The sequence below is a fragment of the Agrobacterium sp. LEGMi-208b genome (genome assembly GCF_059511785.1).
The window spans coordinates 843,819-869,098 of the sequence record NZ_CM183445.1 but is presented as its reverse complement, the minus strand read 5'-3'; the positions used below and the strand labels follow the sequence as shown (position 1 = coordinate 869,098).

Below are 25,280 nucleotides of genomic sequence, written 5' to 3'. Positions count from 1 at the left end.
GGCGTTCATACGGTGATGCTTGATGCCCTTTGCGACGCGCTTGGCGCGGCGATCGTCGTTTACGACCGGAACGATCACATTATTTTCGCAAGCCGGAAACTCCTCAGCTTTTTTCCGCTGGAAGAGGCCGTCATCGGCCCGGGCGCGCGGCTGCGCGACTATCTGAGCGCGCTTTACGATTGTTATCTGCTCGAGGCGGAAGGCCTCTCCTCCAATACCCGCCCGCTCGGCCGGGAGGAATGGATCGGCGAGCGGCTGGCGCTGCACTGGAAGGAAAGATCGGAAAAAACCGAACGGCTGAAGGGAGAACGCTTCCTGCGCTTCGTCATGAACCGCCTGCCTTCCGGCCTCGGCATCAGTGTGGTTGCCGATATTTCCGAACAGAAGAAACGCGAAGAGCAATGGCGCATCGACCTCGAGCGCGTGCAGCTCATCGAGGATATTCTCGACAATCTGCCGTTTCCCGTCTTCGTCAAGGACCGGAACATGGCCTATGCGGCCGTCAACAAATCCGCCTGCGCCCTGGTCGAAACCAGCCCCGAGAGCATTCTCGGCCGCACCGTTTTCGATCTCCACTCGCGCAAGGTCGCCGGCCGGATCGACATCGCCGATCGCATGGTGCTGGATAGCGGCACGCCGAGCGTCATCCCCGAAAAGGTGCGGCGGCTGAATGGCGAAGAGGTGCTGACCATCACCCGCAAGCAGCGGGTGGGCAGGCCCGGCCGTTATTTCCTGGTGACGACGATGGAGGATGTGACCGCTCTCGCCACCATCGATGCCAATGGCATGCCCGTCATCCCCTCGCTCGAACATGTGCCCTTCGTGGCCTCCACTTACGGCAAGGATGAAGAAACGGACAATCGCGGCGGCGTCTTGAAGAGCAAGGCGGTGCTGATCGTCTCTGAAAATGCGCGCTTCGCGGAAGCGGCCGGTCGCCGGCTGACCGCGGGCGGCATGGACCATGCGGCGGTGACGAGCGAGGACGAACAGCGTGCATTCATCGACATCGCGGCTTCCGCCGGTGTCGGTATCGATGTGATCGTTGTCGACGCCCAGATGAGCGTCGCGTGTCTCGATATTGCCGCCGAACATGATCTGCCCGTCGTCACCATCGAGGAAGAGGAGATCGACGCCTCGCTGATGCATTATCTTGCCGCCGGGCTGAATGCCTCCCCGAAGGAGAAAGCCGCCGACGAGGACTGGGAGATCATGACGGAGGACCTGCCCGAAATCCTCAAGACCGGCGGCGTCTGCGAGATACTTCTCGTTGAGGATAACAGGGTCAACCAGATCGTCTTCTCGCAGATACTGGAAGGTCTGGGGCTTTCCTGGCGGCTGGCCACCTCCGGCGAAGAGGCCCTGCGTCTGTTCACGGAACAGCCGCCTTCCGCCGTCCTGCTCGATACGACGCTGGGAGACATCGACGGCTTCGAGGTTGCCCGCCGCATGCGCGGCCTGGGCGGTGAAAAGCACATTCCCATCGTCGGCGTCATCACCCACGCTTTCGAGGGCGATCTCGACAAATGCCGGGCGTCCGGCATGGACGACATGCTGCTGAAGCCCGTCAGCCCGGATATGGTCGAAGCGGTTTTCCTGCGACTTTTCGGCAAGGACGTCCTGCGGCTGCAGGCCTGAAACCGCCTTTGTCGGGAGGCTATGGCTTTTTTAATACTTGCCCTGCATTGTGAGCGCGGTCGACACAGGATTCACGAGATGCAGGAATGAAACGGGCAGAGCCGCAATCGTTGCAGGTCAGCCAGAACGAGCTGCAGGCGATGGCCTACAGCGACCCGCTGACGGGGCTCGGCAACCGCTACCGTCTGCGGGACAAGATTCGCATGCTTGCCAGCGAGCGCTCCAGCGATCCGGCGCCCTTCACGGTCGGCATCGCCAATATTGACGGCTTCAAACCCATCAACGATCTGTTCGGCGTCCAGGCGGGCGATGAAATCCTCTGTCAGGTCGCGCACCGGCTGAAGGCCTGCATTCCCGATGGCGCGGTCGTGACGCGCCATGACGGCGACGAATTCGCCTTCGTGCTGCCGCTGGTCTTCGAGCGCACCGGCGCGGAGCGCATCGGCAACATGATCAAGGACGTGCTTTCGGCCCCTTACGATCTCGGCGACCGTAACGTTCGCCTATCTTCCTCCTTTGGTTTCGCCATCTATCCCTTCGCCGGCGATGAATTCGAGGATTTGCTGAAAAGCGCCGAGACGGCGCTCTATCGCTCCAAGAGACGTGGCCGCGGCCAGATCACAGTCTATTCGCGCGAAATCGCCCAGGAAATGAAGCGCGCCACGCAACTGGAACAGGCGCTCCGAAACGCCATCATCACCGATGCCATCGACGTGCATTTCCAGCCCATCGTCAGGCTGGAAGAGGCGAAGGTCATCGGTTTCGAGGCGCTGGCCCGCTGGAACGATCCCGATCTCGGTTTCGTATCGCCCGCCGTTTTCGTGCCGCTCGCCGAAGAGCGCGGCTTTATCGATGCGCTGTCGGAAGCTTTGCTCCGAAAGGCGGCGGAGGCAGCCCTGTTCTGGCCACGCGAGCTTTTCCTGTCCTTCAATTTGTCTTCCGCGCAATTGATGGACCCCAGCACTGCGGATAATATTCTCTCCATTCTCTCCCGTGTCGGCCTTGATCCGCACCGGCTGGAGCTTGAAATCACCGAAACGGCTGTCATGACTTCCGCCGATACCGCGCAACGCATCATCAGCGAGTTACAGAGCGCCGGTGTGCGCATTTCGCTTGACGATTTCGGCACCGGCCAGTCGAGCCTCGGCCGCCTGCGGGATTTCACCTTCGACAAGGTGAAGATCGACCGCGCTTTCGTGTCGCGCATCAGCAGCGACCGTCCGTCGGAACATATCATCAAGGCCATCGTCGCCATGTGCGAAGGGCTCGATCTCGAAGTCGTGGCCGAGGGGATTGAAGAGCGGGCGGAAGAGGAAAAGCTGCGCGCGCTCGGCTGCGCCATGGGCCAGGGTTATTTCTACGGCCGCCCCGCCGATGCCGCCGCGACCCAGCGGTATCTGCATGAGAATTATCGCGAGATATTGTCGGATATTTCCTGAGACGGCGTGGCTTTGCCGCGACTTAAGGCGGCGGGCGCAATCTTCAGCTTCCCTCATTCCTGTGCTTGTCACAGGAATCCAGCCGACGCGCGTCTGCGCGGCGAAATGATTCCTTTCAGCCCAAGGACTTGGGCTGACTAGATTCCTGTGACAAGCACAGGAATGAGGAGAGGTCGGCGGATGCCCCGCGTCACAACCGGTAAAGCGGCTCAAACCGCCCCTTGACCTCAACCCCCAGCTCGAACGTCAACCCATGCTGCGGATTTTCGGCAATGGCGTCATCATCGAGATGTTCGCGCGCCGAGGTGACGAGAAGCCGCGATGCGTCGGGGCCGATGAAGGCCGGGCAGGTGGTCTGTCCGCCGGGCACCTCATATCGGGCGATGTGATTGCCATCCGCATCGTAACGATCGACTGCACCGATGCCCCAGCGGGCGTTCCAGATATGTCCATCGGCATCGCAGACCGACCCGTCAATGCCGCCCTTGATACCGGTGGAATCGATGAAAACGTCAGCCTCGCCGGCGGGCAGGCCGGTCTCGGCATCGAGCGGCACCCGCATCAGCTTGTTCACCTTGGTATCGACGTAATATCCCGTCGCGCCATCGGGCGAGAAGCAGATCGAATTCGGAATGCTGATCTCGGCAAAGAGCTTGGTCACGGTGCCCTTCGCGACATGATAGATACTGCCCGCACCGGTCTGCGCCTTGCGGCCCATGGTGCCGATCCACAACGCGCCGGAGGGGTGCATGCGCCCGTCATTGGAGCGGTTGTCGGGCAGATCCTTTTCCAGCTCCGCATGAAGGGTCAGCACACCGGTGGCCGTATCGCGCAGGAAAAGCCCGTCATCGGAGGCGATCAGCTGCCTGCTGTCGCTGACCTTGGCGAGCGCGCTGCCCATGAAGGGCAAAGCGTGCACGGTCTTGCGGCCGGAGGCGAGATGCAGCTCGTGCAGTTCCCGCTCGAGAATGTTGAACCACCAGGCGGTGCCGGTCGCAGGGTCGAAGGTCGGGCCTTCGCCGAGCAGCATCGGCGTTTCGTCCAGAACACGTCCGGCAAAGGGAAAAACAGTCGCCAAGCTCTTATCCTCCGATGGCTGCATCATAGGCTGAAAGTGTGACAGTGGCGCGTTCGCGCACCTCCGCCGCCGTCATGCCCGGCTTGTAAAGGCTGGTGCCAAGCCCGAAAGCCACAATGCCGGCCGAGGTATATTCGGCAAAATTCCTGTCAGAAACGCCGCCGACGGCGGCAATGACCAGATCCTTCGGCAGGATCGTCCGGATAGCATTGATGCCGGCGGGGCCGATGATGCTGGCGGGGAAGAATTTCAGCCCCGTCGCGCCGGCCTTTGCGGCCACCAGCGCCTCGGTGGGGGTCAGAACACCCGGCATCGTCACCATGCCCTTGACGCGCGCGGCAACGATCACATCGGCGTCGGCATTGGGGCTGACCATCAGCTTGCCGCCGGCCGCATCCAGCGAGGCCACGTCTTCTACGCTGAGAACAGTGCCAGCGCCGATCAGGCAATCGGCGGGCGCCATCTTCGCGGCGATTTCGATGGAACGGAACGGATCGGGCGAATTGAGCGGAATCTCGATGGCGCGGAAGCCGGTTTCGATCAGCGCGCCGACGACGCCTTCGGTTTCCTCCGGCTTCAGACCGCGCAGGATGGCGATCAGCGGATATTTGATGGAAGGGAAGGGAATACGCATGGTCGATCTTTCTTCTTATGGCCAGATGGCATTTGCAGCGGCCAGCAATCCGCGCCGCACGGCTTCGTCTGCATCGATGACCGTATAGTGGATATCAAGGGCGGTGAAGGCGCCTTCGTAAAGCGCGCCGAGCGCACCCGAACCGATCAGCACCACCGGCGTCTCCCGCCGCGCGGTGGAATGCGCACCGGCGATTTCCAGCCCGATCATGATGCCGGAGAGCTTGGCCTTGGCGTCGGTGGCGGTGAGGCCGTGCAGCAATTGGCCGGAGCGAAGGGTGAAAAAGCGATTGGTGGCAAGCTGCGGATTGGCATAGGTGTCGCGCACCGCCGCCGTGAAAGCCGCATGCTCGCCGGTAAAGGCTTCGGCCTCGGCCACCGCATGGGAAAGGATCGTCTGCTTCGAGACGACCTCGAAGAGCTCGCCGGTCATGAAAGTGGCAAAGCCGGTCACGCCGCCATTCTTCACGGTCACCCATTTGGAATGGGTGCCGGGCATGCAGACGAGTTTTTCACCAGCCTCCGAAGAAGCGAGAGCGCCGAGCAATTGCGTTTCCTCACCGCGCATCACGTCGGGCGCGTTTTTGTCCCGCTGCGCCAGCCCCGGCAGAATGCGCACATCCCGCGTCTGACCGGGCACGCGAACCGCGCCGTCGAGAACCGCCGAAAGCGGTGCCGGCACGTCGATATAACCCGCCTCGACCCAGCCCTGCCGCGCGCCTGCCATGCCGCAAACGAGGACCGGCAAACCTTCCGGCGCACCGATGGCGTCGAGATGCGACTGCAGCACCTCGGCAAAACCGGTCCGCATGGCCGTGGTCATGCCTTCCGTGCTTCTGCGCTCCGCCAGCACCGCGCCCGATCGGCTCATGAGCCAGAGCCGGAAACTGGTCGTACCCCAGTCGACGGCGATGAAAGCGGGTTCAGACATTATAGGAGGCCTCCGTCTACGATTATGGATTGCGCTGTGATGGCGCTCGATGCCGATGATGCGAGAAACAGGCACGGACCCGCCAGATCGGCGGCGACGAGCGTGCGCTTCAGACATTGCCGTGCGGTGGTGGCGGCAATGCCCTCATCCGTCAGCCATAGTTCCTTCTGCCGCTCCGTTACGATCATGCCCGGCAGCAGCGTGTTGACGCGGATATTTTCCGGCCCCAGCCGGCCGGCGAGGCTCTTCGTCAGCCCGATAATGCCGGCCTTGGCCGCCGCATAGGAGGGCAGCTCGCCCATGTTGAGCAGAAACGAGATGGATGAAAAATTGACGATGGATGCGTCCTTCGCCTGCCGCAGATAGGGCAGGGCGGCCTGAACGGTGAAGAACATCTGCTTGAGATTGACTGCCTGATTGGCGTCCCAATAGGCTTCCGTCACCGTGTCTATGTCATGCCGGTCGTCCCAGGCGGCGTTGTTGACCAGCACCTTGATGCCGCCGGTGGCGGAAGCCGCCGCCGCCACCGTCTTGCCGATCGCTGCGATATCGCGAAGGTCGGTTTTGAAGAAGTGGACGGGATGCTGCGCGGTTGTCGCAAGCCGATTGACGAGCGCCAGGCTCGGCTCTTCGGCAATGTCGATGAACGCAACTTTCGCGCCCTGCATCGCAAAGGCTTCCACCAGCGAGGCCCCGATGCCGGAACCGCCGCCGGTGACGAGCACGCCCGCATCCTTGAGGTCCGGAAATTGGGCTTGCGTCATCGGCGTCATCTCGTCCATGAAAGGCTTGATTGTTCCATTATTTGGAACTAGATTTTACTAAATGGAATTATTCCCTTGACGTCTTGCTTATGTCAAGGCGGATGACGATGGATGTTGCCATGCCCGATCATAAAAAGCCCAATGGGCCAAATCCTGATACGGTTCCGATACCGCAACGGAAAACCGGAAGTGAGACGGGCACGCTCGGCAAGGCCGTCTCACTGCTGGAGTTGATCGCCTTTGCCGACAAGCCGATGCGTTTTACCGATGTGGTGGAAGCCTGCGGCCAGCCGCGCGGTACGGTTCACCGCCAGCTCGCCCATCTTGTCGCCGAAGGCCTTGTCGATCACGCTGCCGATCAGACCTATGCCGTGGGGCTGAGGTTGCTGCAACTGGCCGCAAAGGCCTGGAGCGGCAACGACCTGCGCAGCGTCGCGGCCCCGCATCTGGCGGCGTTGCAGGAGGCGACGCAGGAGTCCGTGCATCTCGCTGTGCTGAACGGCAGGCAGGTCACCTATCTGGACAAGATGGAGGGGCAGCACACATTGCGCATGCATTCGCAGGTCGGCAAGACCTCACCGGCCTATTGCACCGGGGTGGGCAAGGCGGCGCTGTCGCTGCTGTCAGTCGATGATCTCGGGAAACTGGCTGCGGAACTGGATTTTCGTCGCTTCACGGAAAGCACCATCACGACACCGGAAGCACTGATGGCTGACGTGGCGACCATTCGCGACAATGGTTACGGTTTCGACCTTCAGGAACACGAGATCGGAATTCATTGTGTCGCCGCACCGGTCCGGGCGCCCGGCCGCAATTTTCGCGCGGCGATTTCCGTCACCGGTCCGGCCTATCGCGTGGATGTGGAACAGCTTCGCACATGGGCCCCGCTGGTGCGTGAGACCGCCGATAAAATTTCCGATGATCTTGCCTGCAGATTATCGCCGGTTGCGGATGGGTGAGGAAAACGCGTAGGTCCGGACCCTTGGATTTTCCGGGGTGAAATTGCCGGCCATGCACCCATTCAGACGCGTTCGATATTATTTTCGACTATTCTGAATTAAGTTTTCAACTTTTGTTTGCATGAATCGTTTTGGTGAGTAACATCCGCAACAATTTCCGGGCAAGGGCGGGCCTTTGCGGCGGCATTTTCTCATTCTCGAAGAACAGCTTTGATGCAGAAAACAGAGACGGCCGCCGTTCAGTCGATTGGTGTTGATTGCGTTCGCGAGATCGCCGATCTCAATACGCAATTCGATATATTCCGCTTTCTGAAACGGCTGACGGAGGCCTGGGAATTCAGGGCTTTCATGGTGCTCGACCTGTCGTCGGAAGTGGCAAGCGAACTGTCGCAATATACGATCATCACCAGCTGGCCGGCCGAGCTTTTGCAGCGTTACGATGAAGAGGGCATGCTGCAGAAAAGCCGGGTGATGGCGCAGTTGAAAAAATCGACCATACCTTTCTCCGTCTCCATGGATTTTCTGGTCAAAGGCGACGCGGAAATCGGCAAGAAAACCGTGATCAACCTTTTCGAACGTTTCGAGATGATCAATTCGGTGTGGTTTCCCGTTCACGACATCACCATGAGACGGGGCGCGGTATCCTTTTCCGGCAATAAAACGGCTCTGCCCGCCAGCCGGCTTGCGGAGCTTTTTTACATTTCCAGCCATATCTTTGCCCGGCTGTCTGAAATACGCCGCCTCGATCTCAGGGTTCCCGAAACATTGAGCGAGCGGGAGATCGACTGCCTCAACTGGACCGCCGCCGGCAAGACCAGCGCCGAAATTGCTGAAATCATGATGCTGTCGGAACATACCATCAATCATTACCTGAACCGCGCGACGAAAAAACTCGACACGGTCAACCGCACCCAGGCCGTTGCAAAAGCGTTGCGGGTCGGCCTGATAAAATAGCGAAACCGTAATTTTATCATTGTGATAAACCGCTTCCTGGGCGATCCTTCTTCCGAATCACCGGAAAGGAGAAATCGTTTGCCGGATCGGCATAAGGTAAAAGCGGGATTTTCTCCGACTATCGACTGCGCCGTGCTGATAGCCGCTGCCGAAAAAGGCTTTGCTGCCGATGAAGGCATAGAACTCGAACTTTTCCGAAAACAGTCCGCCCGCGCCGTGCTTGCGGCGCTGGGCGCCGATGACGTTCATGTCGCGCATCTGCCCGCCCCGGCTCCCGTCGGTTCCGCCGTCGGTCTCGATGAGCTGCCGGCCGATATTGTCGGTGTTTTCACGCTCTCTCTTGGCGGATCGGCAACGACCGTTTCGCACGGATTTTATGATGAACTTTACCGGCAAGGGCTGAAGCTGCCGGATCCGGCGGCTTTCGGGCGGGCGATGGCCCGTGTCTGCGCCGCGCGTCGGGCAGCGGGCGAAAACCCGCCGGTTTTTGCGGTCGAAGATATCGTCTCCACGCCGTTTTATGCCCTGCGTTATCTGCTCGGAAGCTGCGGCGTGCTGCTCGGCCGGGACATGGAAATCGTCGAAGCCCTGCCGAAGGCGATGCCGGCATTGCTGGAAAGCGGCAAGGTCGATGCGCTCTGTACCGCCGAACCGGCGGGCAGCGCCGTGGTGCTGGGTGGCGCCGGCCGGATCGTCACCACCGGGGCGCTGATCTGGCACAACGCGCCGGAAAAGATACTGGCGGTGAAGAGAGGCTGGGCGGAGGACAACGCCGCCCTTCTGGAAGGGCTGCTGCGCGCCCTTTACCGCGCCGGCGAATGGTGCGCCAATACGGCCAATATAGAGGAACTGGCCGGCATCCTCGCCGCCCCGCAATATATGGATGAGAACGGCGAATTCCTGCTGCCGGCGCTGACGGGTTATATTTCCACCTCGCAGAGAGACATGCAGCGGTTTCAGGAGTTCTTCGTGACGAGCGCCAAGGCCGCCAATTTTCCATGGCAGAGCCAGGCCCTGTGGTTCTTCAGCCAGATGTTGCGCTGGGGCGAGGTTTCCGCCGATTATCGCTTCGATCCAGCCGTGGTGGAGGCGGCCCGCAACGCCTACCGGCCGGATATTTTCCGCAAGGCGATGAAGCCGCTTTTCGTGCCGGTGCCGGGTGCGAATCTGAAGCTCGAAGGTACGCTCAGGGAGCCGGTTCATGTCGGTGCATCGCGCACGGGTCTCGTGCTCGGCCCCGACTGTTTTTTCGATGGCCATGTCTTCGATCCGGAAACACTCGCGATGGATGACGAAATCTGAAACGGCAGCGTTAAATCGTCGCGAATACCGGACGGTCGCGCTTTGGCATTGGCGAAGCGCTCCGGCTTGTCTATGGATGGCACGCAATACCCGGTCGGATGATGAAGCGGAGCAGGAATATGGCAGAGGTCAGCAAGGGCCAGGTGGAAAAGGCGCTGGAAGCGGTGATCTATCCCGGCAGCGGTAAGAGCATCGTCGCACTCGGCATGGTCTCGGAAATCTTCATCGCCGATGCGAAGGCCTATTTCTCGATCACGGTCCCGGCCGACAAGGCTGCGGAGATGGAGCCCTTGCGGCTTTCCGCGGAACAGGCGGCCAAGAGCGTTGAGGGTATTGTCGGCGCCGTCGTCGCGCTGACGGCCGACCGCAAGCCCGGCCAGCAGCAACCGGCGCCGGCGCGTCCCGCCGCTGCAACCGGCCGGCCTGCCCAACAGCCCGGCTCCTCGAAGGTGGGCGTCCCGGGTGTCGGGGCCATCATCGCCGTGGCCTCGGGCAAGGGCGGTGTGGGCAAGTCGACGACCGCGGTCAATCTGGCGCTCGGTCTTCAGTCGCTCGGCCTCAAGGTCGGCATGCTGGATGCCGATATTTACGGCCCTTCGCTGCCGCGGCTCTTAAAAATTTCCGGCCGCCCCAGGCAGCAGGAAGACCGCATCATCCTTCCCATGGAAAATTATGGGCTGAAGGTCATGTCCATGGGCTTTCTGGTGGATGAGGAAGCCGCGATGATCTGGCGCGGGCCGATGGTGCAGTCCGCCCTGATGCAGATGCTGCGCGAAGTGGCCTGGGGCGAACTGGATGTGCTGGTGCTGGACATGCCGCCCGGCACCGGCGATGCGCAGCTGACCATCGCCCAGCAGGTGCCGCTCGCCGGTGCCGTCATTGTTTCCACGCCCCAGGATCTGGCGCTGATCGATGCGCGCAAGGGCATCACCATGTTCCGCAAGGTGGAGGTTCCGCTCCTCGGCGTCATCGAGAATATGAGCTATTTCATCGCGCCCGATACCGGTGCGCGTTACGATATTTTCGGCCATGGCGGCGCAAAGGCGGAGGCTGAAAGGATCGGCGTGCCCTTCCTCGGCGAAGTGCCGCTCACCATCTCCATCCGCGAAATGTCGGACGCAGGAACGCCGGTTGTCGCCGCCGAGCCCAACGGTCCGCAGGCCGCTATCTATCGGGACATTGCGGAAAAAGTCTGGGCGCGCATCGGTGCGGGCGAGAGAAAAGCGGCGCCGAAAATCGTTTTCGAATAGTGCGCCAGTCACGGGTACAAAGTCGGGCAGATGTCGGTCCGCTTTGAATAGCTCTTTGAAAACAGACGATTAACCGCCATTATCGCACAGGTTTTCCTGATCTGAACTCCAGAAATGCTTCGCCTGCAATGCTGTCGCGAAAAAATATTGCTTGATTGCCTCTCGCTTTGGGCGCATACGCCTGCGCCGTTTGGCTCTTGGTCCACCGGGCTGGCGGGCGGGCTGGCGGGATTGTGAAAATCCGGCTTGTCCGGCGTGCCCTGAAGTGTCGTCCAAAGGTTTGCCGACCGCAAACAGGATATGTTAAGCAGCATTGCGGCTGAAGCCTGCAATGTGGAGCGGAGAAGCGGATTGATAAAAGCCTATCGCGCCAATTGCGAGGCAATCAGCCTGTCGGCACACGACGGCTCCGGACCGATTCCCGACGACATCGTCTGGATCGATCTCGTCAATCCGGACAGGGCGGAAGAGCAGCGTTTGGAACAGTTGCTCGGCGTGGAACTGCCGACACGCGAAGACCTGAAGGATATCGAGCCTTCCAGTCGCCTCTATATGGAAGACGGCAATGTCTTCATGACCGCGTCTCTGGTGTGGAAGGCGGATTCGGACGATCCGGGCCTTACCGATGTCGCCTTCATTCTGGTCGGCAAGCGTCTGGTGACGATCCGTTATGCCGAGCCAAAATCCTTCCACCTCTTCATTGCCGCCATCACCCGCGCGCCGCACGAGATGCGCAGCGGCACGGCGCTGCTTCTGAAACTGCTCGAAACGATCGTCGACCGCACGGCGGAAATTCTCGAAAACTCGGTCGCCGGCATCGACAGTCTCGCCGCCGACATTCTCGGCAGCCAGGCGCGTTCCAAACGCAAGGCGCCGCGTTATCTCGAAGACCGCCTGACCAACATCGCCGCCTATCACCGGCTGATCTCGAAGGTCCGCGTCAGTCTCGCATCGCTGGCGCGGCTGCAGACCTTCCTCTCCACCAGCGATCAGGCGCGCGAGGACAAGGGGGCGAAGGAACAGGGCAAGTCGATCGGGCGCGATATCCAGTCGCTGAACGAACATGCTTCCTTCGTTTCCGGCAATCTTACCTTCCTGCTGGACGCCTCGCTTGGTATCATCAACATCGAGCAGAACAGCATCATCAAGATTTTTTCCATCGCTTCGGTGGTGTTCCTGCCGCCGACGCTGGTGGCCTCTGTTTATGGAATGAACTTTCAGCTCATGCCGGAGTTGAACTGGACATTCGGTTACCCACTCGCGCTCGTCATCATGCTGATGTCCGCCGTCATCCCGTTTCTCTTTTTTCGTTGGAAGGGCTGGCTCTAAGGAGCCAGGATCATCATGTCCCAGATCGCTGACAAGGATGTTGCCGAGAAACCGGATGCGGATGACGAGCACAGGAACAAGGGGCTTTATGCCGCGATCCTCGGTTCCATCGGCGTTGTCTACGGCGATATCGGCACCAGCCCGCTCTACGCCTTCCGCGAGGCCCTGCGGCCCATCGCCTATGACGGCGTGACGCAGGAAGAAGTCATCGGCCTCACCTCCCTGATGATCTGGTCTTTGACGATCATCGTGACGTTCAAATATATCACACTGCTGCTGCGCGCCGACAATGACGGCGAAGGCGGCACGCTGTCGCTGCTGGCGCTGCTGATGAAGACGGCGGGCACCCATCGCAGCGTTCTCATCGTGCTCGGCCTCATCGGCGCTGCGCTGTTTCTCGGCGACGCCATGATCACCCCGGCGCTTTCGGTGCTTTCGGCGGTGGAGGGCCTGAAGCTCGTCACGCCGGAAATGGACGCCTTCATCATTCCGATTTCCGTCGGCATTCTCATCGGCCTTTTCGCCATCCAGTCCCACGGCACGGGCACGGTGGCGAAGTTCTTCGGACCGATCACCGCCGTCTGGTTCATCGTCATGGGTCTGGCCGGTCTCCTCCACATTGCCGATGATTTCAGCATTCTCTTCGCCTTCAACCCCTGGCACGCCGTCGAATTTCTCGCCAATGAAGGCTTCTACGGCATCGTCGTTCTGGGCGCGGTCTTCCTGACGATCACCGGGGCGGAAGCGCTTTACGCCGATCTCGGCCATTTCGGCCGCCGTCCCATCCAGTGGGCATGGTTCTGTCTGGTTTTCCCGGCATTGACGCTGAATTATCTCGGGCAGGGCGCGCTGGTGCTGAAAGACCCGGCGGCGATGTCCAATCCCTTCTATCTGATGTTCCCGCAATGGGCGATCCTGCCGGCCGTCATCCTGGCCACTGCCGCTACCATCATCGCCAGCCAGGCGGTCATAACAGGCGCGTTTTCGCTGGTGCGTCAGGCGATCCACCTCGGCTACCTGCCGCGCATGGAAATCCTCTTCACGTCCGAAACCAACACCGGACAGATCTATCTGCCGGCCGTCAACACCATCCTGCTGTTCGGCGTCGTAGCGCTGGTGCTCACCTTCAAGAGTTCGGATGCGCTGGCCACCGCTTATGGTATCTCGGTCACCGGCGCGATGGTCGTCACCAGCCTGATGTTCTTCGAATTCGTGCGCAAGCGCTGGCAATGGTCGGTCTGGCTGGCAATTGCCGTGCTGGCCCCGCTTCTGGCGCTGGAACTGATCTTCCTCGGCGCGAACCTTTTGAAGATTCACGACGGCGGTTATGTGCCGGTGCTGCTGGCGATCGCCTTCACCATCATCATGACCACCTGGCAGCGCGGCTCGAAGATTCTTTTCGCCAAGACGCGCCGCACCGATGTGCCGCTGAAGGCCTTCGTCGCCTCGGTGGAAAAGGAAAGCCCCCATGCGCCGGTGCGTGTGCCCGGCACGGCGATCTTCCTCACCGGCGATCCGGAAACGGCGCCGGCGGCGCTGCTGCATAATCTCAAGCATAACCACGTCCTTCACGAAAAGAACGTCATCCTGACGATCCGCACCGAAGACCAGCCGCGCGTGCATCCCGCCGAGCGATATACGCTGACGAAACTGAGCGACCGTTTCGCCGTGGTTGAACTGCATTTCGGCTTCATGGAAACCCAGAACGTCACCCAGGCGCTGGGTTATCTGAGGCGCACCGGCTACAAGTTCGATATCATGTCGACCTCGTTTTATCTCGGCCGCCGCAAGCTGGTGCCGGATCCGAAATCCGGCATGCCGGGCTGGCAGAACCGCCTGTTCATCGCGCTCGCCGAAACCGCCGCCGATCCGTCGGACTACTTCCGCCTTCCGGCCAACCGCGTGGTGGAGCTGGGCTCGCACGTCGTCGTCTGACGAGAGGGGAATGTCTCCCACAAGTGAGCTGGGGTTTGCGACGCTTGCATCTCCGTCATTCCGGCCTTGAGCCGGAATCCAGCCAGCCCAAGTCCTTGGGCTGAAAAAAGTCCTTGTCGCCGCGCGAGAGCCGCGTCGGCTGGATTCCGGCTCCAGGCCGGAACGACGGAATGGAGTAGCCGGCGCGTAGAGCTGGAATCCGATTGAGCGCAGCGCGCATCAGAAGATGGTTACACATTAACGTGAAACCGCGTCCGCGCGCGGCGTTAACCAAGCATCAAGGTTAATAAGAGATTCTCGAACACCTGTAGCAAATATGGTTGTCGGTGTTCGGAGTGCTGGTTTTGCGTTCGAAAAGAGTAATGCGTCGTCGGTCCCCCGTGTCCTTTCCGGGGTGGGCGTCAAAATGGACCTCGCCCGTCGTCTTCGGCCTTGCCGCCTGGCTCGTTTTTCCCTCCCTCGCCGCGCGTGCGGATCTGGCCTCGCTCTTGGCCGGATTGGACAATGGCGGCGAACAATGGCGCATGGTGCTGACGGCCTCTCCGGCGGGCTCGGTACACAATGCATCCCTTACCTTCAACGATGCGGCAGGCGAGGCGGCGCTGCATGGCAGCGGCATGACCCTGCCGAATGGCAGCAAGGTCGCCTTCGTCACCAACAAGAAGGGCGAGGCAACGACACCCGACAGCGAACGCGTCAACCGCGCCGCCAAGAAGGGCCGCATCGTCGCAACCGAAATCATGCAGCCGCCCAAGGCTTTCACCGCCGGCTCCGTCCTTCAACGCACCAGCATGCTGGATATCGAGCCGCTGAAGCGCAAGGACCGCACCGCTTTCGTCAAGCCGAAGCGCGGCAAGGACGTGGAACTCGCCTCTTTCTATTTCCGCCGCGAGGAAAAGAAGGCGGACAGAAGCGTCTCGCCGATGCTGGCCGAACTCATCACCAATCGCACGCCGGATATTCTCGCCACGGCCTATGCCCCGGCCGAGCCGGATTTCGCCCGCGAGTCGCCTTTCGACGCCATTCTCAAAAAGCCCGAGGCCGGCCGTTTCGTGCCGCAGATCGCCGAGGACGACCACGCCTGGGCAGCCACGCCGCTGCCCGCCGCCGTATTTTCCGCAGCCGAACAGCAATGCCTGGCATCCGGCATCTATTTCGAGGCGCGCGGAGAATCGGTGAAGGGACAGGCGGCTGTGGCGCAGGTCATTCTCAACCGCGTGCGCAATCCCGCCTATCCGAAAACCATCTGCGGCGTGGTCTATCAGAACAAGGACTGGCGTAACCGTTGCCAGTTTTCCTTCGCCTGCGACAATATCAAGGACCGGGTGAATTCCGAGCGCCACTGGAAAATGGCGCGCGAAGTGGCCATGGCCACCACGGCCGGCAAAATCTGGTTGAAGGAAGTGGGTTCGGCAACCCATTATCACGCCGTTTATGTGCGTCCCGCCTGGGGCCGCACGATGAAGAAGGTCGGCAGAATCGGATTGCACGTGTTTTACCGTACCTATGGTGGCGGCTGGAGCTGATACCACCGCCAATTTGTCGCATTTTGCGTGTCAAAAATGCCGATTCCCTGGCGAAACATCGCCCCCAAACAGCGATTTGATGTCAAGCTATTGTTTTTGCACGATTAATTTGTGCTGAAACAACCGCCATCAGTGCCTTGACTAGAGAAGCCCCTAAAACTATGTTGCGCGCGACTTCAGAGCGGGCTGGAACAGGCTTAATCCGTCACCGTTTACAACTCCAAAGGGTTCTGGCATGGCTGGAACGGAGAAAATGGGTGGGATTTTAAGATGACTGGCAACCGTGACGATAGTCTGGACGAGCGTCGCAAACGCCTTGCTGATGAGTTGGCAAAGGTGAAGGCGGAGGATGAGGCGGAAGTGAGGGCGGAGACCAACGCTGCGGAAAGCCGGAAGGGCTTTGCGATGGCGGTGAAGCTCTCATCGGAGTTCATTTCGGCCATCGTGGTCGGCGCTATGCTGGGTTATCTTCTGGACTATTTTGCCGGCACGACGCCGTGGGGGATGATCGTTCTTCTTCTTCTCGGTTTCTGCGCAGGCGTATTGAATGTGTTGCGCTCGACGGGCGCGGTGGCAAAGCCGCCGCTGCTGGAGAAGGCGGACAGGCGAGACGAGGGTGGAAAAGGCGGCGTTTAAGCTGTTTTTTCTTGGCAATTGAGATGCCGCGACAGGCGGCGACAGGTAAAGAGGGCAGCCGGTGGCAAACGATCCGACCCATCAGTTCTTGGTGCAGCCGATCATTCCGATCGAAATTGGCGGCGTCGATTTTTCCTTCACCAATGCGTCGCTCTTCATGGTCGCGACCGTGGCTGCGGCTTCCGGTTTCCTTTATTTCGCAACGTCGAACCGCGGTCTGATCCCGACCCGCATGCAGTCCGTTGCTGAAATGTCCTATGAATTCATTGCCTCCATGCTGCGCGAAGGCGCCGGCAAGAAGGGCATGGTGTTCTTCCCCTTCGTGTTCTCGCTGTTCATGTTCGTGCTGACGGCCAACCTTCTCGGCATGTTCCCGTATTTCTTCACGGTCACCAGCCAGATCATCGTCACCTTCGCGCTCGCCTGCCTCGTCATCGGCACGGTCGTCGTTTACGGTTTTTACAAGCACGGCCTGCATTTCTTCGGCATCTTTGCCCCCTCGGGCGTGCCCAAGGCGCTTCTGCCGCTTGTCGCGTCGATTGAAATGATCTCGTTCCTGTCGCGCCCGATCAGCCTTTCGGTTCGTCTTTTCGCGAACATGCTGGCCGGCCACATCACGCTCAAGGTTTTCGCGGGCTTCGTCGCCTCCATGGGTGCGCTTGGCGCGCTCGGCGTCGGCGGTGCAGTCCTGCCTCTCATCATGACGGTCGCCATGACCGCTCTCGAATTTCTCGTTGCCTTCCTGCAGGCTTACGTCTTCGCGGTACTGACTTGCATGTACCTGAACGACGCCGTGCATGGTGGTCACTGAGAAGTAAAGTCGCTGGCCCCGGCAACGGGCGTCAAAAACAGCCGCAACAACCAATATCTCAAGGAGTCTCACATGGAAGCGGAAGCAGCAAAGTACATCGGCGCAGGTCTCGCATGCCTCGGCATGGCTGGTACGTCCCTCGCACTCGGCCGTATCTTCGGTGATTACCTGTCCGGCGCACTGCGCAACCCCTCTGCTGCCGACAGCCAGTTCGGCCGTCTGGTATTCGGCTTCGCCGTTACGGAAGCTCTGGGCATCTTCTCGCTGCTCGTAGCTCTCCTTCTCCTGTTCGCTGTTTAATAACGGCATCAGGTCTGGATCACGGCCCGCAAATGGCGTGCCGTGATCCTTCGCATTTGCAGTCCCCCTGGAGGTGAGCATGTTCGTGACCGAGGCTTATGCCCAGTCAGCACCGACCGTAGGTGAAACGCATACGGAAACTCCGGCTGTCGGCCAGCCGCAACCGGAAGCCACGCACACGGAAACCGGTGTGGCGCACGGCGCCGAACACGGCGCTTCCGGCGTTTTCCCGCCGTTCGACCAGTCTACTTATGCATCGCAGGTTCTCTGGCTGGCGATCACGTTCGGCCTTTTCTACCTGCTCATGCAGAAGGTCATCGTACCGCGCGTCGGCGGCATTCTCGAAAACCGCCATGGACGCATCGCACAGGATCTCGACGAAGCGGCACGGCTGAAAGCCGAAGCCGACGCAGCCGTCGAGACCTATGAAAAAGAACTCGCGGCAGCCCGCGCCAAGGCAAGCTCCATCGGCGCCGCGGCCCGTGACGCCGCCAAGGTGAAGGCCGATGCCGACCGCGCGGCAATCGAAGCCGGTCTTGCCGAAAAGCTCGCCGCTGCCGAAAAGCGCATTGCGGGCATCAAGGAACAGGCATTCGCCGATGTCGGCGCTATCGCCGAGGAAACCGCGACCGCAATCGTCGACCAGTTGGTCGGCGCCAAGGTCAAGGACACGGACGTCAAGGCAGCCATCGCCGCCGCTTCGAACGTGAAGGGAGCCTGACATGGCATTTGATGCATCATTTTTCGCTCTTGTCGGTCTCGTCCTTTTCTTCGTCCTGATCGCCTATCTCAAGGTTCCGGGCATGCTCTCCAAGTCTCTGGACGAGCGCGCGCAGAACATTCAGGACGAGCTGGCCGAAGCCAAGCGCCTGCGTGAAGAGGCCCAGCACCTGCTGGCCGAATATCAGCGCAAGCGCAAGGAAGCGGAAGCGGAAGCCGCCGGCATCGTTGCCGCCGCCGAACGCGAAGCAGCCGCGCTCACGGAAGAAGCCAGGCAGAAGACGGAAGAATTCGTCGCCCGCCGCACGGCCCTTTCGGAACAGAAGATCAAGCAGGCAGAAGACGACGCCATCGGCGCCGTCCGCGCCGCCGCAGTCGACATTGCCATCGCCGCTTCCGAGAAGCTGCTGGCGGAAAAGACCACGGCTGCCGCAAAGGCCAAGCTTTTCACCGCCACGATCGGCGAAGTGAAGTCGAAGCTGAACTGAGATTTATCTCGGACTGTTCAAAGCCCCTCCGGCGCGAGCCGCGAGGGGCTTTTTGTTTGGCCTTTAGAGGCGAGTTTGGGATGCGTCGCCGTGCAATCATTGGCAGCGCGCTTTGTATTCGCAACGCGTATATCCAGTTACATCTCCGCTTTGATACCTTTTCTTAGTCACTACACAATACTTAAATGCTCGCAACAAAGTTGTTCTACTTCAACGCCGAGCCTAGTAATCTACTCAAGAACCGGCAAAAATCGCAATCGATCTGCTATTTAAGTAAGCAGACTGAAATCTGAAATTGCATAGAGGTCCTCATGTTTAGCTTCTTCAAGAAAAAGATATGGCCTCCTAACAAGCAGAACCCACCTTGGGGAAGCGCTGCGTCTATCTATACCCATATCGCTACCCATATTGATCCGGCAAAGCCGGCAGGCTTGTTGGAAGAGGGGTATCGGCTTCCCGATGAGCCTGCCAGTAATCCGAATAAAATTTCATTCGCACCGGGTGCTATGGACGGGGTGATGAGCCATCATGGTGTTTCAAAACAGGAAGACCAGATTGTCGCAGAACTATATGCGGCGTTGAAGCGCGCTACTGAAAATGCGTCGGAAAGCAACATAAAATCCTTGTATTTGATGATCAAGGAGGGCTTTGCCCTCGGCGTCATCGATCCACTGGTCGAGAGAATTCGGCTTGAAAGGGCTTTGGACGCCGACCGGCTGTATGAGATCGTGCATTGGTTCACGACACACGCAGCTCACAGAGAGCCAGTGAAGTTTTCAATGGCATTGCTCGGCCTGTTACGGGGCAGCGATGAAACAATGACTTTTCTGACGCTTGGTCGACACGACGAGTTCACACTTTATGCGGCAGTTGCAATCGCTGGTAATGATAGCTACGGCGAAATAGTACTGTGGAAGTTGGCCAAGGCCGTTGAAGGATGGGGACGAATTCACGCAGTGGAGCGGCTTGTCAATACAGTTGACCCCGAAATCAAGGGTTGGCTAATTCGTGAAGGCTATAAGAACGTAGTAATGTATGAATATCTGGCCTGTATTTGTGCCAGAGCGGGTGACCTTCACATTGCACTTCAGGCGGCGCGAATAGATGACGACTTGTTCAATTCAGCCTTCGAAATCGTCGATACCCTAATACTCGGCGAAGATGGGCCGGCTGAAGGATTATCTGATTACGAACACGGTTGCGCGGTCGTTGGGGCACTGTTGGAGCATGGAAAAGACAGATTTGATTCCGTTTCACACTATTCTTTCCTTTCCCGGCTTCGAGACAGGCTCGATGAGCATCAGTCCGGTGAAGGGAAACTGCGGCACGATTGGTCTACCGACGCGGTCGATCAAATCTCCGCGAATGTCTCTAACCTGCTCGCCAGAGATCACTGGAAGCCGGCGATATGCAGCGCTTTGGAAGGCGGTGACAGGCAAGAGTTCTGGAATGCAAGCAGGGTATGCCAGAAATTTGGCATCGATCCATGGCCTTACTGTTATGCTCGAACGGAAGCGGGTGAGGAATATTGGTGGGATTTGATGCGCAGCTCTGATGGGGATCGTATTGATCAAGTGCTTGAGCTTGGCTTGAAATGCATTCCCCTCGATGAAATTGCGACAGGCCCGAGCACCGAAATGGGCCTCGGCCCGGGATACTCAGCGCATGCCGCTTTGGATTTCATTTTACAGGACCTTGAAAAGTTTCCCGGAAAAGGTTGGGCCTTCATTTCTGCGGGTTTGCAAAGCCCAGTGATAAGAAACCGCAACATGTCAATTCGGGCTCTATCTAGCTGGGATCGAAAAGAATGGCCCCAGGAAGCCGTTGTTGCATTAAAGCGGCTGAAGGAATTTGAAACTGATGATGACATAAGACAGCGGATCGAAGATTTGTTGACGGCAAAAGAGCTTTAATAGACCGCAGACGGTACCATTAGAAACACTTGTTTCATACCCGAAACGAAATTCGCAGACCCGGACATCTTAGTCGAGGGAAGCATAGTCAGTCGAAGGCAATGGGCCGGAAGTAGTTGTTGGGGTGAATGATGACCAGCTCCTCTTCGGTGCCTAAAGCCGGACCGTCGAACAGCGACCTAGTAACGGAAGTTATCGCTCAACCTCCATTCTCAGCCGCAATCAACCCCGCTTCAGCGGCCTGAAACTCATCCGGTGCAGCGAGCAAGGCCCGTGGCTTTCGATGGCGCGCAGATGGGCCGGTGTGCCGTAACCGGCATGGCCTTCGAACCCATAGGACGCATGCACCACGCCGGCCCGTTCCATCATCCGGTCGCGTGTCACCTTGGCGATGATCGAGGCGGCGGCGATGGAGAGAGAGCGGGAATCGCCCTTGATGACGGCCTTTGCCTCGCAGGTGATGCCGGGCGGGCGGTCGCGGCCGTCGGCCAGTACGAGGGCAGGGGAGATTTCGAGGCCAAGCACGGCGCGGCGCATGGCGTCGAGGCTGGCGCGCAGGATATTCATGCTGTCGATCAGGCCGGGGCCGGAGGAGGCGACGGATACGATCGAGGTTTCCATGATCTCAACGAACAGGCTCTCGCGCTTTTGCTTCGTCAGTTTCTTGGAATCGTCCATGCCCTTGGGAATATTGTCCGGATCGAGAATGACGGCTGCCGCGACCACCGGTCCGGCCAAAGGCCCCCGTCCCGCCTCATCCGTGCCGGCGACGGGCCAGAGGCCCTTCTTTTTCGCTTCCAGTTCGAAGGAAAAATCCGGACCGGTATCGGCAAGATCGAAAAGGGCAGGAGAATCGGGTGTGGCGGTGCGTTTCATGCGGCGAAACTCGCATACACACCCGATCTCCTGCAAGCCCCCGGAAGCGGGCGATGACAGGCAGGATGAGCCGGGGTCAAGGGGCGTGGCTCACCGTGCCCCTCAGGTCATCATGACCTTTGATCCTCCAACGGGGCGGCGGAGGAAAAATGATCGCACGCGAGGCGGCGGTTCCGGGGGCAATGTCCGGCGGGCCAGGGAAAACCCGCCGGGCATTTCGTGGGGAGCAACCAGATGAGGGGGGTGCTCCTATCGTCTTGAATTCCGTTTGTTAAAGGCTGAGAAAGCCTTCGATTGCTGGCCTGTTATCCCTCATGCCTGATGTCATCCTCGGGCTTCATCCCGGGACATTCATCATTCCGCGCCACTCTCAGCGTCGGTCTTTCAAAGCAGCGACAGTTGCACGCCCGCATCGCCCGGCGGCAGGAAGAGATCGTCGCGCAGGTGAATGCCGCGGCGGATAAGGCCGAGCCGCTTGGCCGCCATCTCGAAACGCCTGCCGATCTGCCAGGCATAAGGGCCGGCGCCCTTCATGCGTTTTCCGAATTCCGCGTCGTAATCCTTGCCGTCGCGCATGGAGCGCACCAGCGACATGACATGACGGTAACGGTCCGGATAGTTGCGTAGCAGCCAGTCGCGGAACAGCGGGCTCACCTCCAGCGGCAGGCGCAGCAGCACGTAGGAAGCTTCGGTGGCGCCCGCTGCCTTGCCGGCCTCGAGAATGCGTTCGATCTCATGATCGTTGAGGGCCGGAATGACAGGCGCCATCATCACGGCCACGGGAATGCCGGCCTCCGTCAATGCCTTCACCGCCTCCAGCCGCTTTTCCGGCGTCGCGGCGCGCGGTTCCATGTTGCGCGCGAGTTTCCGGTCCAGTGTGGTTACGGAAATACCGACCTTGGCGAGCCCCTTTTTGGCCATGGGCGCCAGAATATCGATATCCCGCTTGATCAGCGCCGATTTGGTGACGATGGCGACGGGGTGATCGGCCTTGGCCAGCACTTCCAGTATCTGCCGCATGATGCGCCATTCGCGCTCGATCGGCTGATAGGGGTCGGTATTGGTGCCGATGGCGATCACTCGCGGCTTGTAGCCCGGTTTCGCCAGCTCCCGTTCCAGGAGCTTTGGCGCATCCGGCTTGGCGAAGAGCTTCGATTCGAAGTCCAGCCCGGCCGAAAGGCCCATATAGCTGTGGGTGGGGCGGGCGAAACAATAGATGCAGCCATGTTCGCAGCCGCGATAGGGATTGATGGAGCGGTCGAAGGGGATGTCGGGCGATTCATTGCGGGTGATGATGCTGCGCGGCTTTTCCACCTGCACCTCGGTGCGGAATTCCGGCATGTCCTCGAGCGTCTGCCAGCCATCGTCGAAAACCTCGTGCTGCAAGGTCTCGAAGCGTCCATCCGGGTTCAGCCCGGCGCCGCGGCCACGACGGCGGTCGATCTCGATGCGCAGGCCGGATGCATCGGCGAGCGCATTGGCAATGTCAGGCATATGGCTCGGCTGGAAGGCAGCCTGCCCGTCAAGCGTATGGTTTCTCATCTGGATGCTCCCGGAGCGCCGCACACCTTTCAAGGCACGCTCGACGCCCTAAACCGTTTCCATCCGGGCGGGCGTTTAATCGCCCTCCGAATGATTAAATTCCTACATCAGGAATGAGAACAATACAAGAACAAAATTCAGATTCGACTCCTTCTCCAGGGACGGATGCGTGATCGCGATAGGCATGGCCACGTCCGGAGACTGTGCGGTCGGTGGCAGGGACGGTCGCGGATTTTACCACGACGAGCACAGTGGCAATTTATTGTGCGATGCGTTAGAGCTATGCAGATGTTGACAGTCATAATGGAATGCCGGGATCACGAGCCGGAACTGGCGCACACATTGTCTGCGCTTGTCACCGGGGCCGTGGAAGGGCTTGTAAGCGATGTTGTGATTCTCGATCACGGTTCGCGCGATGGATCGTCGCGCGTCGCCGATGCCGCCGGCTGCCGTTTTTATGGGCAATGGGACATTGAAGACGTGGTGAAGTCCGCACGCGGCGGCTGGCTGCTTCTGATCGAGCCGGGCGCGCGCCCGCAGGCGGGCTGGATCGACGAGATTCTCGAATATGTGGCGATCTGCGCGCAGCCGGCCCGCTTTTCGCCCTCGCGCTATCATCGTCGCAATGTCTTCAGCCGTGTGCTGCGCCGCGTTCCGCCTTTGGAGCATGGATATCTTCTGCCGAAGAAACATGCCGTGTCGATTGCGAAATCGGGCATGAGCCTGACGCAATTTGTCGGCGCACAGAAACCGCGCCGGCTGAATGCGGAAATGGTGCCGGCCTGGGCGCTGCGGGCCTCGGCGTAACGCAGGGGCCGCTTTATCCGGCCAGAACCTTGCCGGGGTTCATGATGCCGGCGGGGTCGAAAGCGTGTTTGATGCGCCGCATCAGCTCCATTTCGATGCCGGGGCGGATGGCGGCCAGCTCGTCGCGCTTCAATTGCCCGATGCCGTGTTCGGCCGAAATCGAGCCTCCGAGCGACAGCACGATGCCGTGCACGATCTCGTTCATATCCCGCCAGCGGCCGATGAATTCGGCCTTGTCGGCACCCACCGGCTGGGAAATATTGTAATGAATATTGCCGTCGCCCAGATGTCCGAAGGCGCAGACGCGGGCGCCCGGGATGGCGGCGAGAACCGCCTTTTCCGCCGTCGCCATGAATTCCGGTATTTTTGACACCGGAACGGAAACATCGTGCTTGATCGAGCCGCCTTCGGGCTTCTGCGCCTCCGACATGCTTTCGCGCATGTGCCAGAGCGCCTGCCGCTGGGCTTCGGATGTGGCGATCACCGCATCCTGAACCAGCCCGGCCTCAAAACCGCGCTCCAGCAGCGATTGCATCATGTTATCCGCCGTCTCCGCCGAATCGGAGGTGGAGATATCGATGAGCGCGTACCAGTCATGCGGCTGCTCCAGGGGATCGCGCACGCCGGGAATATGCCGGGCGGTGAATTCGACGCCGATTCGCGGCATGAGCTCGAAACCGGTCAGCGCCGTGCCGCAGAGGTTGGAGGCCATCTCGAACAGCTTCAGCGCGTCTTCGGTGGAGGTAAGCCCGGCAAAGGCCACCTGATGGCCGAGCGGTTTCGGGAAGAGCTTCAGCACGGCACCGGTGATGATGCCAAGCGTGCCTTCGGAACCAATGAAGAGATCGCGCAGATCGTAACCCGTATTGTCCTTCTTCAGCCGGCGCAGCCCGTTCCAGATTTCGCCGGTCGGCAGCACGACTTCCAGCCCGAGGCAGAGCTGACGCATATTGCCATAGGCAAGCACCGCCGTGCCGCCGGCATTGGTGGCGAGATTGCCGCCGATGCGGCAGGACCCTTGAGAGCCGAGCGACAGCGGGAACATGCGCTCCACCGTATCGGCAGCCTTGTGAATGTCGTCGAGAATGCAGCCGGCATCCGCCACGATGATATTGGCGACCGGATCGATATCGCGAACACGGTTCATGCGCTCCAGCGACAGGATGATATCGGTGCCGTCGGCACGCGGCGTCTGCCCGCCCACGAGGCCGGTATTGCCGGTCTGCGGCACGATGGGGGTGCCGGTCTCGCTGGCGAGCTTCAGGATGGCGGCAACCTCTTCGACCGAACCGGGCTTGATGAGCAGCGGCGAGGCGCCGCGATAAAGCCCGCGATTTTCCACAAGGCGCGGCGCCATCTCCGCCGGGTCGCGGACCGCGTTCTTTTCGCCGACAATGGCGGTGAAGCGGTCGAGGATGTCGGAGGAGGGGATGGCGGTGGTCGTCATGGGCG

The 25,280-nt window shown here is 60.0% G+C and carries 23 protein-coding genes; 16 read left to right on the top strand and 7 right to left on the bottom strand.

What is annotated here, in order from left to right; genetic code table 11:
* Positions 1-15: 15 nt before the first annotated feature.
* A complete protein-coding gene (locus tag AC5YUO_RS04360; protein WP_496154806.1) occupies positions 16-1,635 on the top strand; it encodes a response regulator in 1,620 nt (539 codons plus the stop codon).
* 86 nt (positions 1,636-1,721) lie between these two features.
* Positions 1,722-3,074 carry a putative bifunctional diguanylate cyclase/phosphodiesterase gene (locus tag AC5YUO_RS04355; protein ID WP_003503140.1) on the top strand — a complete coding sequence of 451 codons (1,353 nt, stop codon included), beginning with the start codon at positions 1,722-1,724 and terminating at the stop codon, positions 3,072-3,074.
* 190 nt (positions 3,075-3,264) lie between these two features.
* Here the strand turns inward: AC5YUO_RS04355 and AC5YUO_RS04350 are convergent, their stop codons facing one another.
* Genes AC5YUO_RS04350 through AC5YUO_RS04335 form a run of 4 tightly spaced genes read right to left on the bottom strand, consistent with a single transcriptional unit; the run spans position 3,265 to position 6,498 of the window.
* On the bottom strand, positions 3,265-4,152 hold the full coding sequence (locus AC5YUO_RS04350; protein ID WP_496154377.1) for an SMP-30/gluconolactonase/LRE family protein: 888 nt from the start codon (positions 4,150-4,152) through the stop codon (positions 3,265-3,267).
* A 4-nt stretch (positions 4,153-4,156) separates the two neighbouring features.
* Positions 4,157-4,786 (bottom strand): 2-dehydro-3-deoxy-6-phosphogalactonate aldolase, encoded by a 630-nt coding sequence (locus AC5YUO_RS04345; RefSeq protein WP_262534866.1) that lies wholly within the window; start codon positions 4,784-4,786, stop codon positions 4,157-4,159.
* A gap of 15 nt (positions 4,787-4,801) precedes the next feature.
* Entirely contained in the window at positions 4,802-5,716 is a 915-nt protein-coding gene (locus AC5YUO_RS04340) for a 2-dehydro-3-deoxygalactonokinase (RefSeq protein ID WP_496154376.1), read from the bottom strand.
* On the bottom strand, positions 5,716-6,498 hold the full coding sequence (locus AC5YUO_RS04335) for an SDR family NAD(P)-dependent oxidoreductase (RefSeq protein WP_496154375.1): 783 nt from the start codon (positions 6,496-6,498) through the stop codon (positions 5,716-5,718). The genes AC5YUO_RS04340 and AC5YUO_RS04335 overlap by 1 nt, the downstream gene beginning before the upstream one ends.
* Before the next feature lie 71 nt (positions 6,499-6,569).
* Here AC5YUO_RS04335 and AC5YUO_RS04330 point away from each other — a divergent pair, with 71 nt between their 5' ends.
* From AC5YUO_RS04330 to AC5YUO_RS04270, 13 genes are all read left to right on the top strand, one after another.
* Positions 6,570-7,439 carry an IclR family transcriptional regulator gene (locus tag AC5YUO_RS04330; RefSeq protein WP_496154374.1) on the top strand — a complete coding sequence of 290 codons (870 nt, stop codon included), beginning with the start codon at positions 6,570-6,572 and terminating at the stop codon, positions 7,437-7,439.
* A 213-nt stretch (positions 7,440-7,652) separates the two neighbouring features.
* Positions 7,653-8,393 (top strand): helix-turn-helix transcriptional regulator, encoded by a 741-nt coding sequence (locus tag AC5YUO_RS04325; RefSeq protein WP_400820015.1) that lies wholly within the window; start codon positions 7,653-7,655, stop codon positions 8,391-8,393.
* A gap of 78 nt (positions 8,394-8,471) precedes the next feature.
* Positions 8,472-9,695 (top strand): CmpA/NrtA family ABC transporter substrate-binding protein, encoded by a 1,224-nt coding sequence (locus tag AC5YUO_RS04320; RefSeq protein WP_496154373.1) that lies wholly within the window; start codon positions 8,472-8,474, stop codon positions 9,693-9,695.
* Positions 9,696-9,814: 119 nt separating this feature from the next.
* On the top strand, positions 9,815-10,945 hold the full coding sequence (locus AC5YUO_RS04315) for an Mrp/NBP35 family ATP-binding protein (RefSeq protein ID WP_496154372.1): 1,131 nt from the start codon (positions 9,815-9,817) through the stop codon (positions 10,943-10,945).
* A gap of 351 nt (positions 10,946-11,296) precedes the next feature.
* Positions 11,297-12,274: a magnesium transporter CorA family protein gene (locus AC5YUO_RS04310; protein ID WP_496154805.1), complete on the top strand. Its 978-nt coding sequence runs from the start codon at positions 11,297-11,299 to the stop codon at positions 12,272-12,274.
* 15 nt (positions 12,275-12,289) lie between these two features.
* Positions 12,290-14,209: a potassium transporter Kup gene (locus tag AC5YUO_RS04305; RefSeq protein WP_496154371.1), complete on the top strand. Its 1,920-nt coding sequence runs from the start codon at positions 12,290-12,292 to the stop codon at positions 14,207-14,209.
* A 362-nt stretch (positions 14,210-14,571) separates the two neighbouring features.
* The gene (locus tag AC5YUO_RS04300; protein WP_496154370.1) at positions 14,572-15,735 is read left to right on the top strand and encodes a cell wall hydrolase; all 1,164 of its coding nucleotides are present in this window, start codon (positions 14,572-14,574) and stop codon (positions 15,733-15,735) included.
* A gap of 270 nt (positions 15,736-16,005) precedes the next feature.
* Positions 16,006-16,371, top strand: a complete 366-nt coding sequence (locus AC5YUO_RS04295; protein WP_035261818.1) for an AtpZ/AtpI family protein — start codon at positions 16,006-16,008, stop codon at positions 16,369-16,371.
* 61 nt (positions 16,372-16,432) lie between these two features.
* Positions 16,433-17,182 carry a F0F1 ATP synthase subunit A gene (locus tag AC5YUO_RS04290; RefSeq protein WP_271364683.1) on the top strand — a complete coding sequence of 250 codons (750 nt, stop codon included), beginning with the start codon at positions 16,433-16,435 and terminating at the stop codon, positions 17,180-17,182.
* Between the two features lie 72 nt (positions 17,183-17,254).
* Entirely contained in the window at positions 17,255-17,482 is a 228-nt protein-coding gene (locus AC5YUO_RS04285; protein WP_003494147.1) for a F0F1 ATP synthase subunit C, read from the top strand.
* 79 nt (positions 17,483-17,561) lie between these two features.
* On the top strand, positions 17,562-18,203 hold the full coding sequence (locus AC5YUO_RS04280; RefSeq protein WP_080825826.1) for a F0F1 ATP synthase subunit B: 642 nt from the start codon (positions 17,562-17,564) through the stop codon (positions 18,201-18,203).
* A 1-nt stretch (position 18,204) separates the two neighbouring features.
* Positions 18,205-18,690, top strand: a complete 486-nt coding sequence (locus AC5YUO_RS04275) for a F0F1 ATP synthase subunit B (RefSeq protein WP_404500691.1) — start codon at positions 18,205-18,207, stop codon at positions 18,688-18,690.
* A gap of 311 nt (positions 18,691-19,001) precedes the next feature.
* The gene (locus AC5YUO_RS04270; RefSeq protein ID WP_496154369.1) at positions 19,002-20,603 is read left to right on the top strand and encodes a hypothetical protein; all 1,602 of its coding nucleotides are present in this window, start codon (positions 19,002-19,004) and stop codon (positions 20,601-20,603) included.
* Positions 20,604-20,825: 222 nt separating this feature from the next.
* On the opposite strand, the gene rnhB is transcribed toward AC5YUO_RS04270, so the two are convergent.
* Both rnhB and AC5YUO_RS04260 read right to left on the bottom strand, forming a co-directional pair.
* Positions 20,826-21,479, bottom strand: coding sequence for a ribonuclease HII (gene rnhB / locus AC5YUO_RS04265; protein WP_496154368.1), 654 nt, complete (start codon positions 21,477-21,479; stop codon positions 20,826-20,828).
* A 384-nt stretch (positions 21,480-21,863) separates the two neighbouring features.
* On the bottom strand, positions 21,864-23,021 hold the full coding sequence (locus AC5YUO_RS04260) for a PA0069 family radical SAM protein (protein WP_496154367.1): 1,158 nt from the start codon (positions 23,019-23,021) through the stop codon (positions 21,864-21,866).
* Between the two features lie 288 nt (positions 23,022-23,309).
* Here AC5YUO_RS04260 and AC5YUO_RS04255 point away from each other — a divergent pair, with 288 nt between their 5' ends.
* A complete protein-coding gene (locus tag AC5YUO_RS04255; RefSeq protein ID WP_400819992.1) occupies positions 23,310-23,828 on the top strand; it encodes a glycosyltransferase family protein in 519 nt (172 codons plus the stop codon).
* Between the two features lie 13 nt (positions 23,829-23,841).
* Here AC5YUO_RS04255 and AC5YUO_RS04250 read toward each other — a convergent pair whose 3' ends face one another.
* Positions 23,842-25,275: an FAD-binding oxidoreductase gene (locus tag AC5YUO_RS04250; protein ID WP_496154366.1), complete on the bottom strand. Its 1,434-nt coding sequence runs from the start codon at positions 25,273-25,275 to the stop codon at positions 23,842-23,844.
* Positions 25,276-25,280: the final 5 nt, after the last annotated feature.

Bases quoted from the DNA above. Each gene is read 5' to 3' on its own strand.
- AC5YUO_RS04360 (WP_496154806.1), top strand. From the start codon at position 16: ATGCTTGATGCCCTTTGCGACGCGCTTGGCGCGGCGATCGTCGTTTAC.
- AC5YUO_RS04355 (WP_003503140.1), top strand. From the start codon at position 1,722: ATGAAACGGGCAGAGCCGCAATCGTTGCAGGTCAGCCAGAACGAGCTG.
- AC5YUO_RS04345 (WP_262534866.1), bottom strand. From the start codon at position 4,786: ATGCGTATTCCCTTCCCTTCCATCAAATATCCGCTGATCGCCATCCTG.
- AC5YUO_RS04340 (WP_496154376.1), bottom strand. From the start codon at position 5,716: ATGTCTGAACCCGCTTTCATCGCCGTCGACTGGGGTACGACCAGTTTC.
- AC5YUO_RS04335 (WP_496154375.1), bottom strand. From the start codon at position 6,498: ATGGACGAGATGACGCCGATGACGCAAGCCCAATTTCCGGACCTCAAG.
- AC5YUO_RS04330 (WP_496154374.1), top strand. From the start codon at position 6,570: ATGTCAAGGCGGATGACGATGGATGTTGCCATGCCCGATCATAAAAAG.
- AC5YUO_RS04325 (WP_400820015.1), top strand. From the start codon at position 7,653: ATGCAGAAAACAGAGACGGCCGCCGTTCAGTCGATTGGTGTTGATTGC.
- AC5YUO_RS04315 (WP_496154372.1), top strand. From the start codon at position 9,815: ATGGCAGAGGTCAGCAAGGGCCAGGTGGAAAAGGCGCTGGAAGCGGTG.
- AC5YUO_RS04305 (WP_496154371.1), top strand. From the start codon at position 12,290: ATGTCCCAGATCGCTGACAAGGATGTTGCCGAGAAACCGGATGCGGAT.
- AC5YUO_RS04300 (WP_496154370.1), top strand. From the start codon at position 14,572: ATGCGTCGTCGGTCCCCCGTGTCCTTTCCGGGGTGGGCGTCAAAATGG.
- AC5YUO_RS04295 (WP_035261818.1), top strand. From the start codon at position 16,006: ATGACTGGCAACCGTGACGATAGTCTGGACGAGCGTCGCAAACGCCTT.
- AC5YUO_RS04285 (WP_003494147.1), top strand. From the start codon at position 17,255: ATGGAAGCGGAAGCAGCAAAGTACATCGGCGCAGGTCTCGCATGCCTC.
- AC5YUO_RS04280 (WP_080825826.1), top strand. From the start codon at position 17,562: ATGTTCGTGACCGAGGCTTATGCCCAGTCAGCACCGACCGTAGGTGAA.
- AC5YUO_RS04275 (WP_404500691.1), top strand. From the start codon at position 18,205: ATGGCATTTGATGCATCATTTTTCGCTCTTGTCGGTCTCGTCCTTTTC.
- AC5YUO_RS04270 (WP_496154369.1), top strand. From the start codon at position 19,002: ATGTTTAGCTTCTTCAAGAAAAAGATATGGCCTCCTAACAAGCAGAAC.
- rnhB (WP_496154368.1), bottom strand. From the start codon at position 21,479: ATGAAACGCACCGCCACACCCGATTCTCCTGCCCTTTTCGATCTTGCC.
- AC5YUO_RS04260 (WP_496154367.1), bottom strand. From the start codon at position 23,021: ATGAGAAACCATACGCTTGACGGGCAGGCTGCCTTCCAGCCGAGCCAT.
- AC5YUO_RS04255 (WP_400819992.1), top strand. From the start codon at position 23,310: ATGTTGACAGTCATAATGGAATGCCGGGATCACGAGCCGGAACTGGCG.
- AC5YUO_RS04250 (WP_496154366.1), bottom strand. From the start codon at position 25,275: ATGACGACCACCGCCATCCCCTCCTCCGACATCCTCGACCGCTTCACC.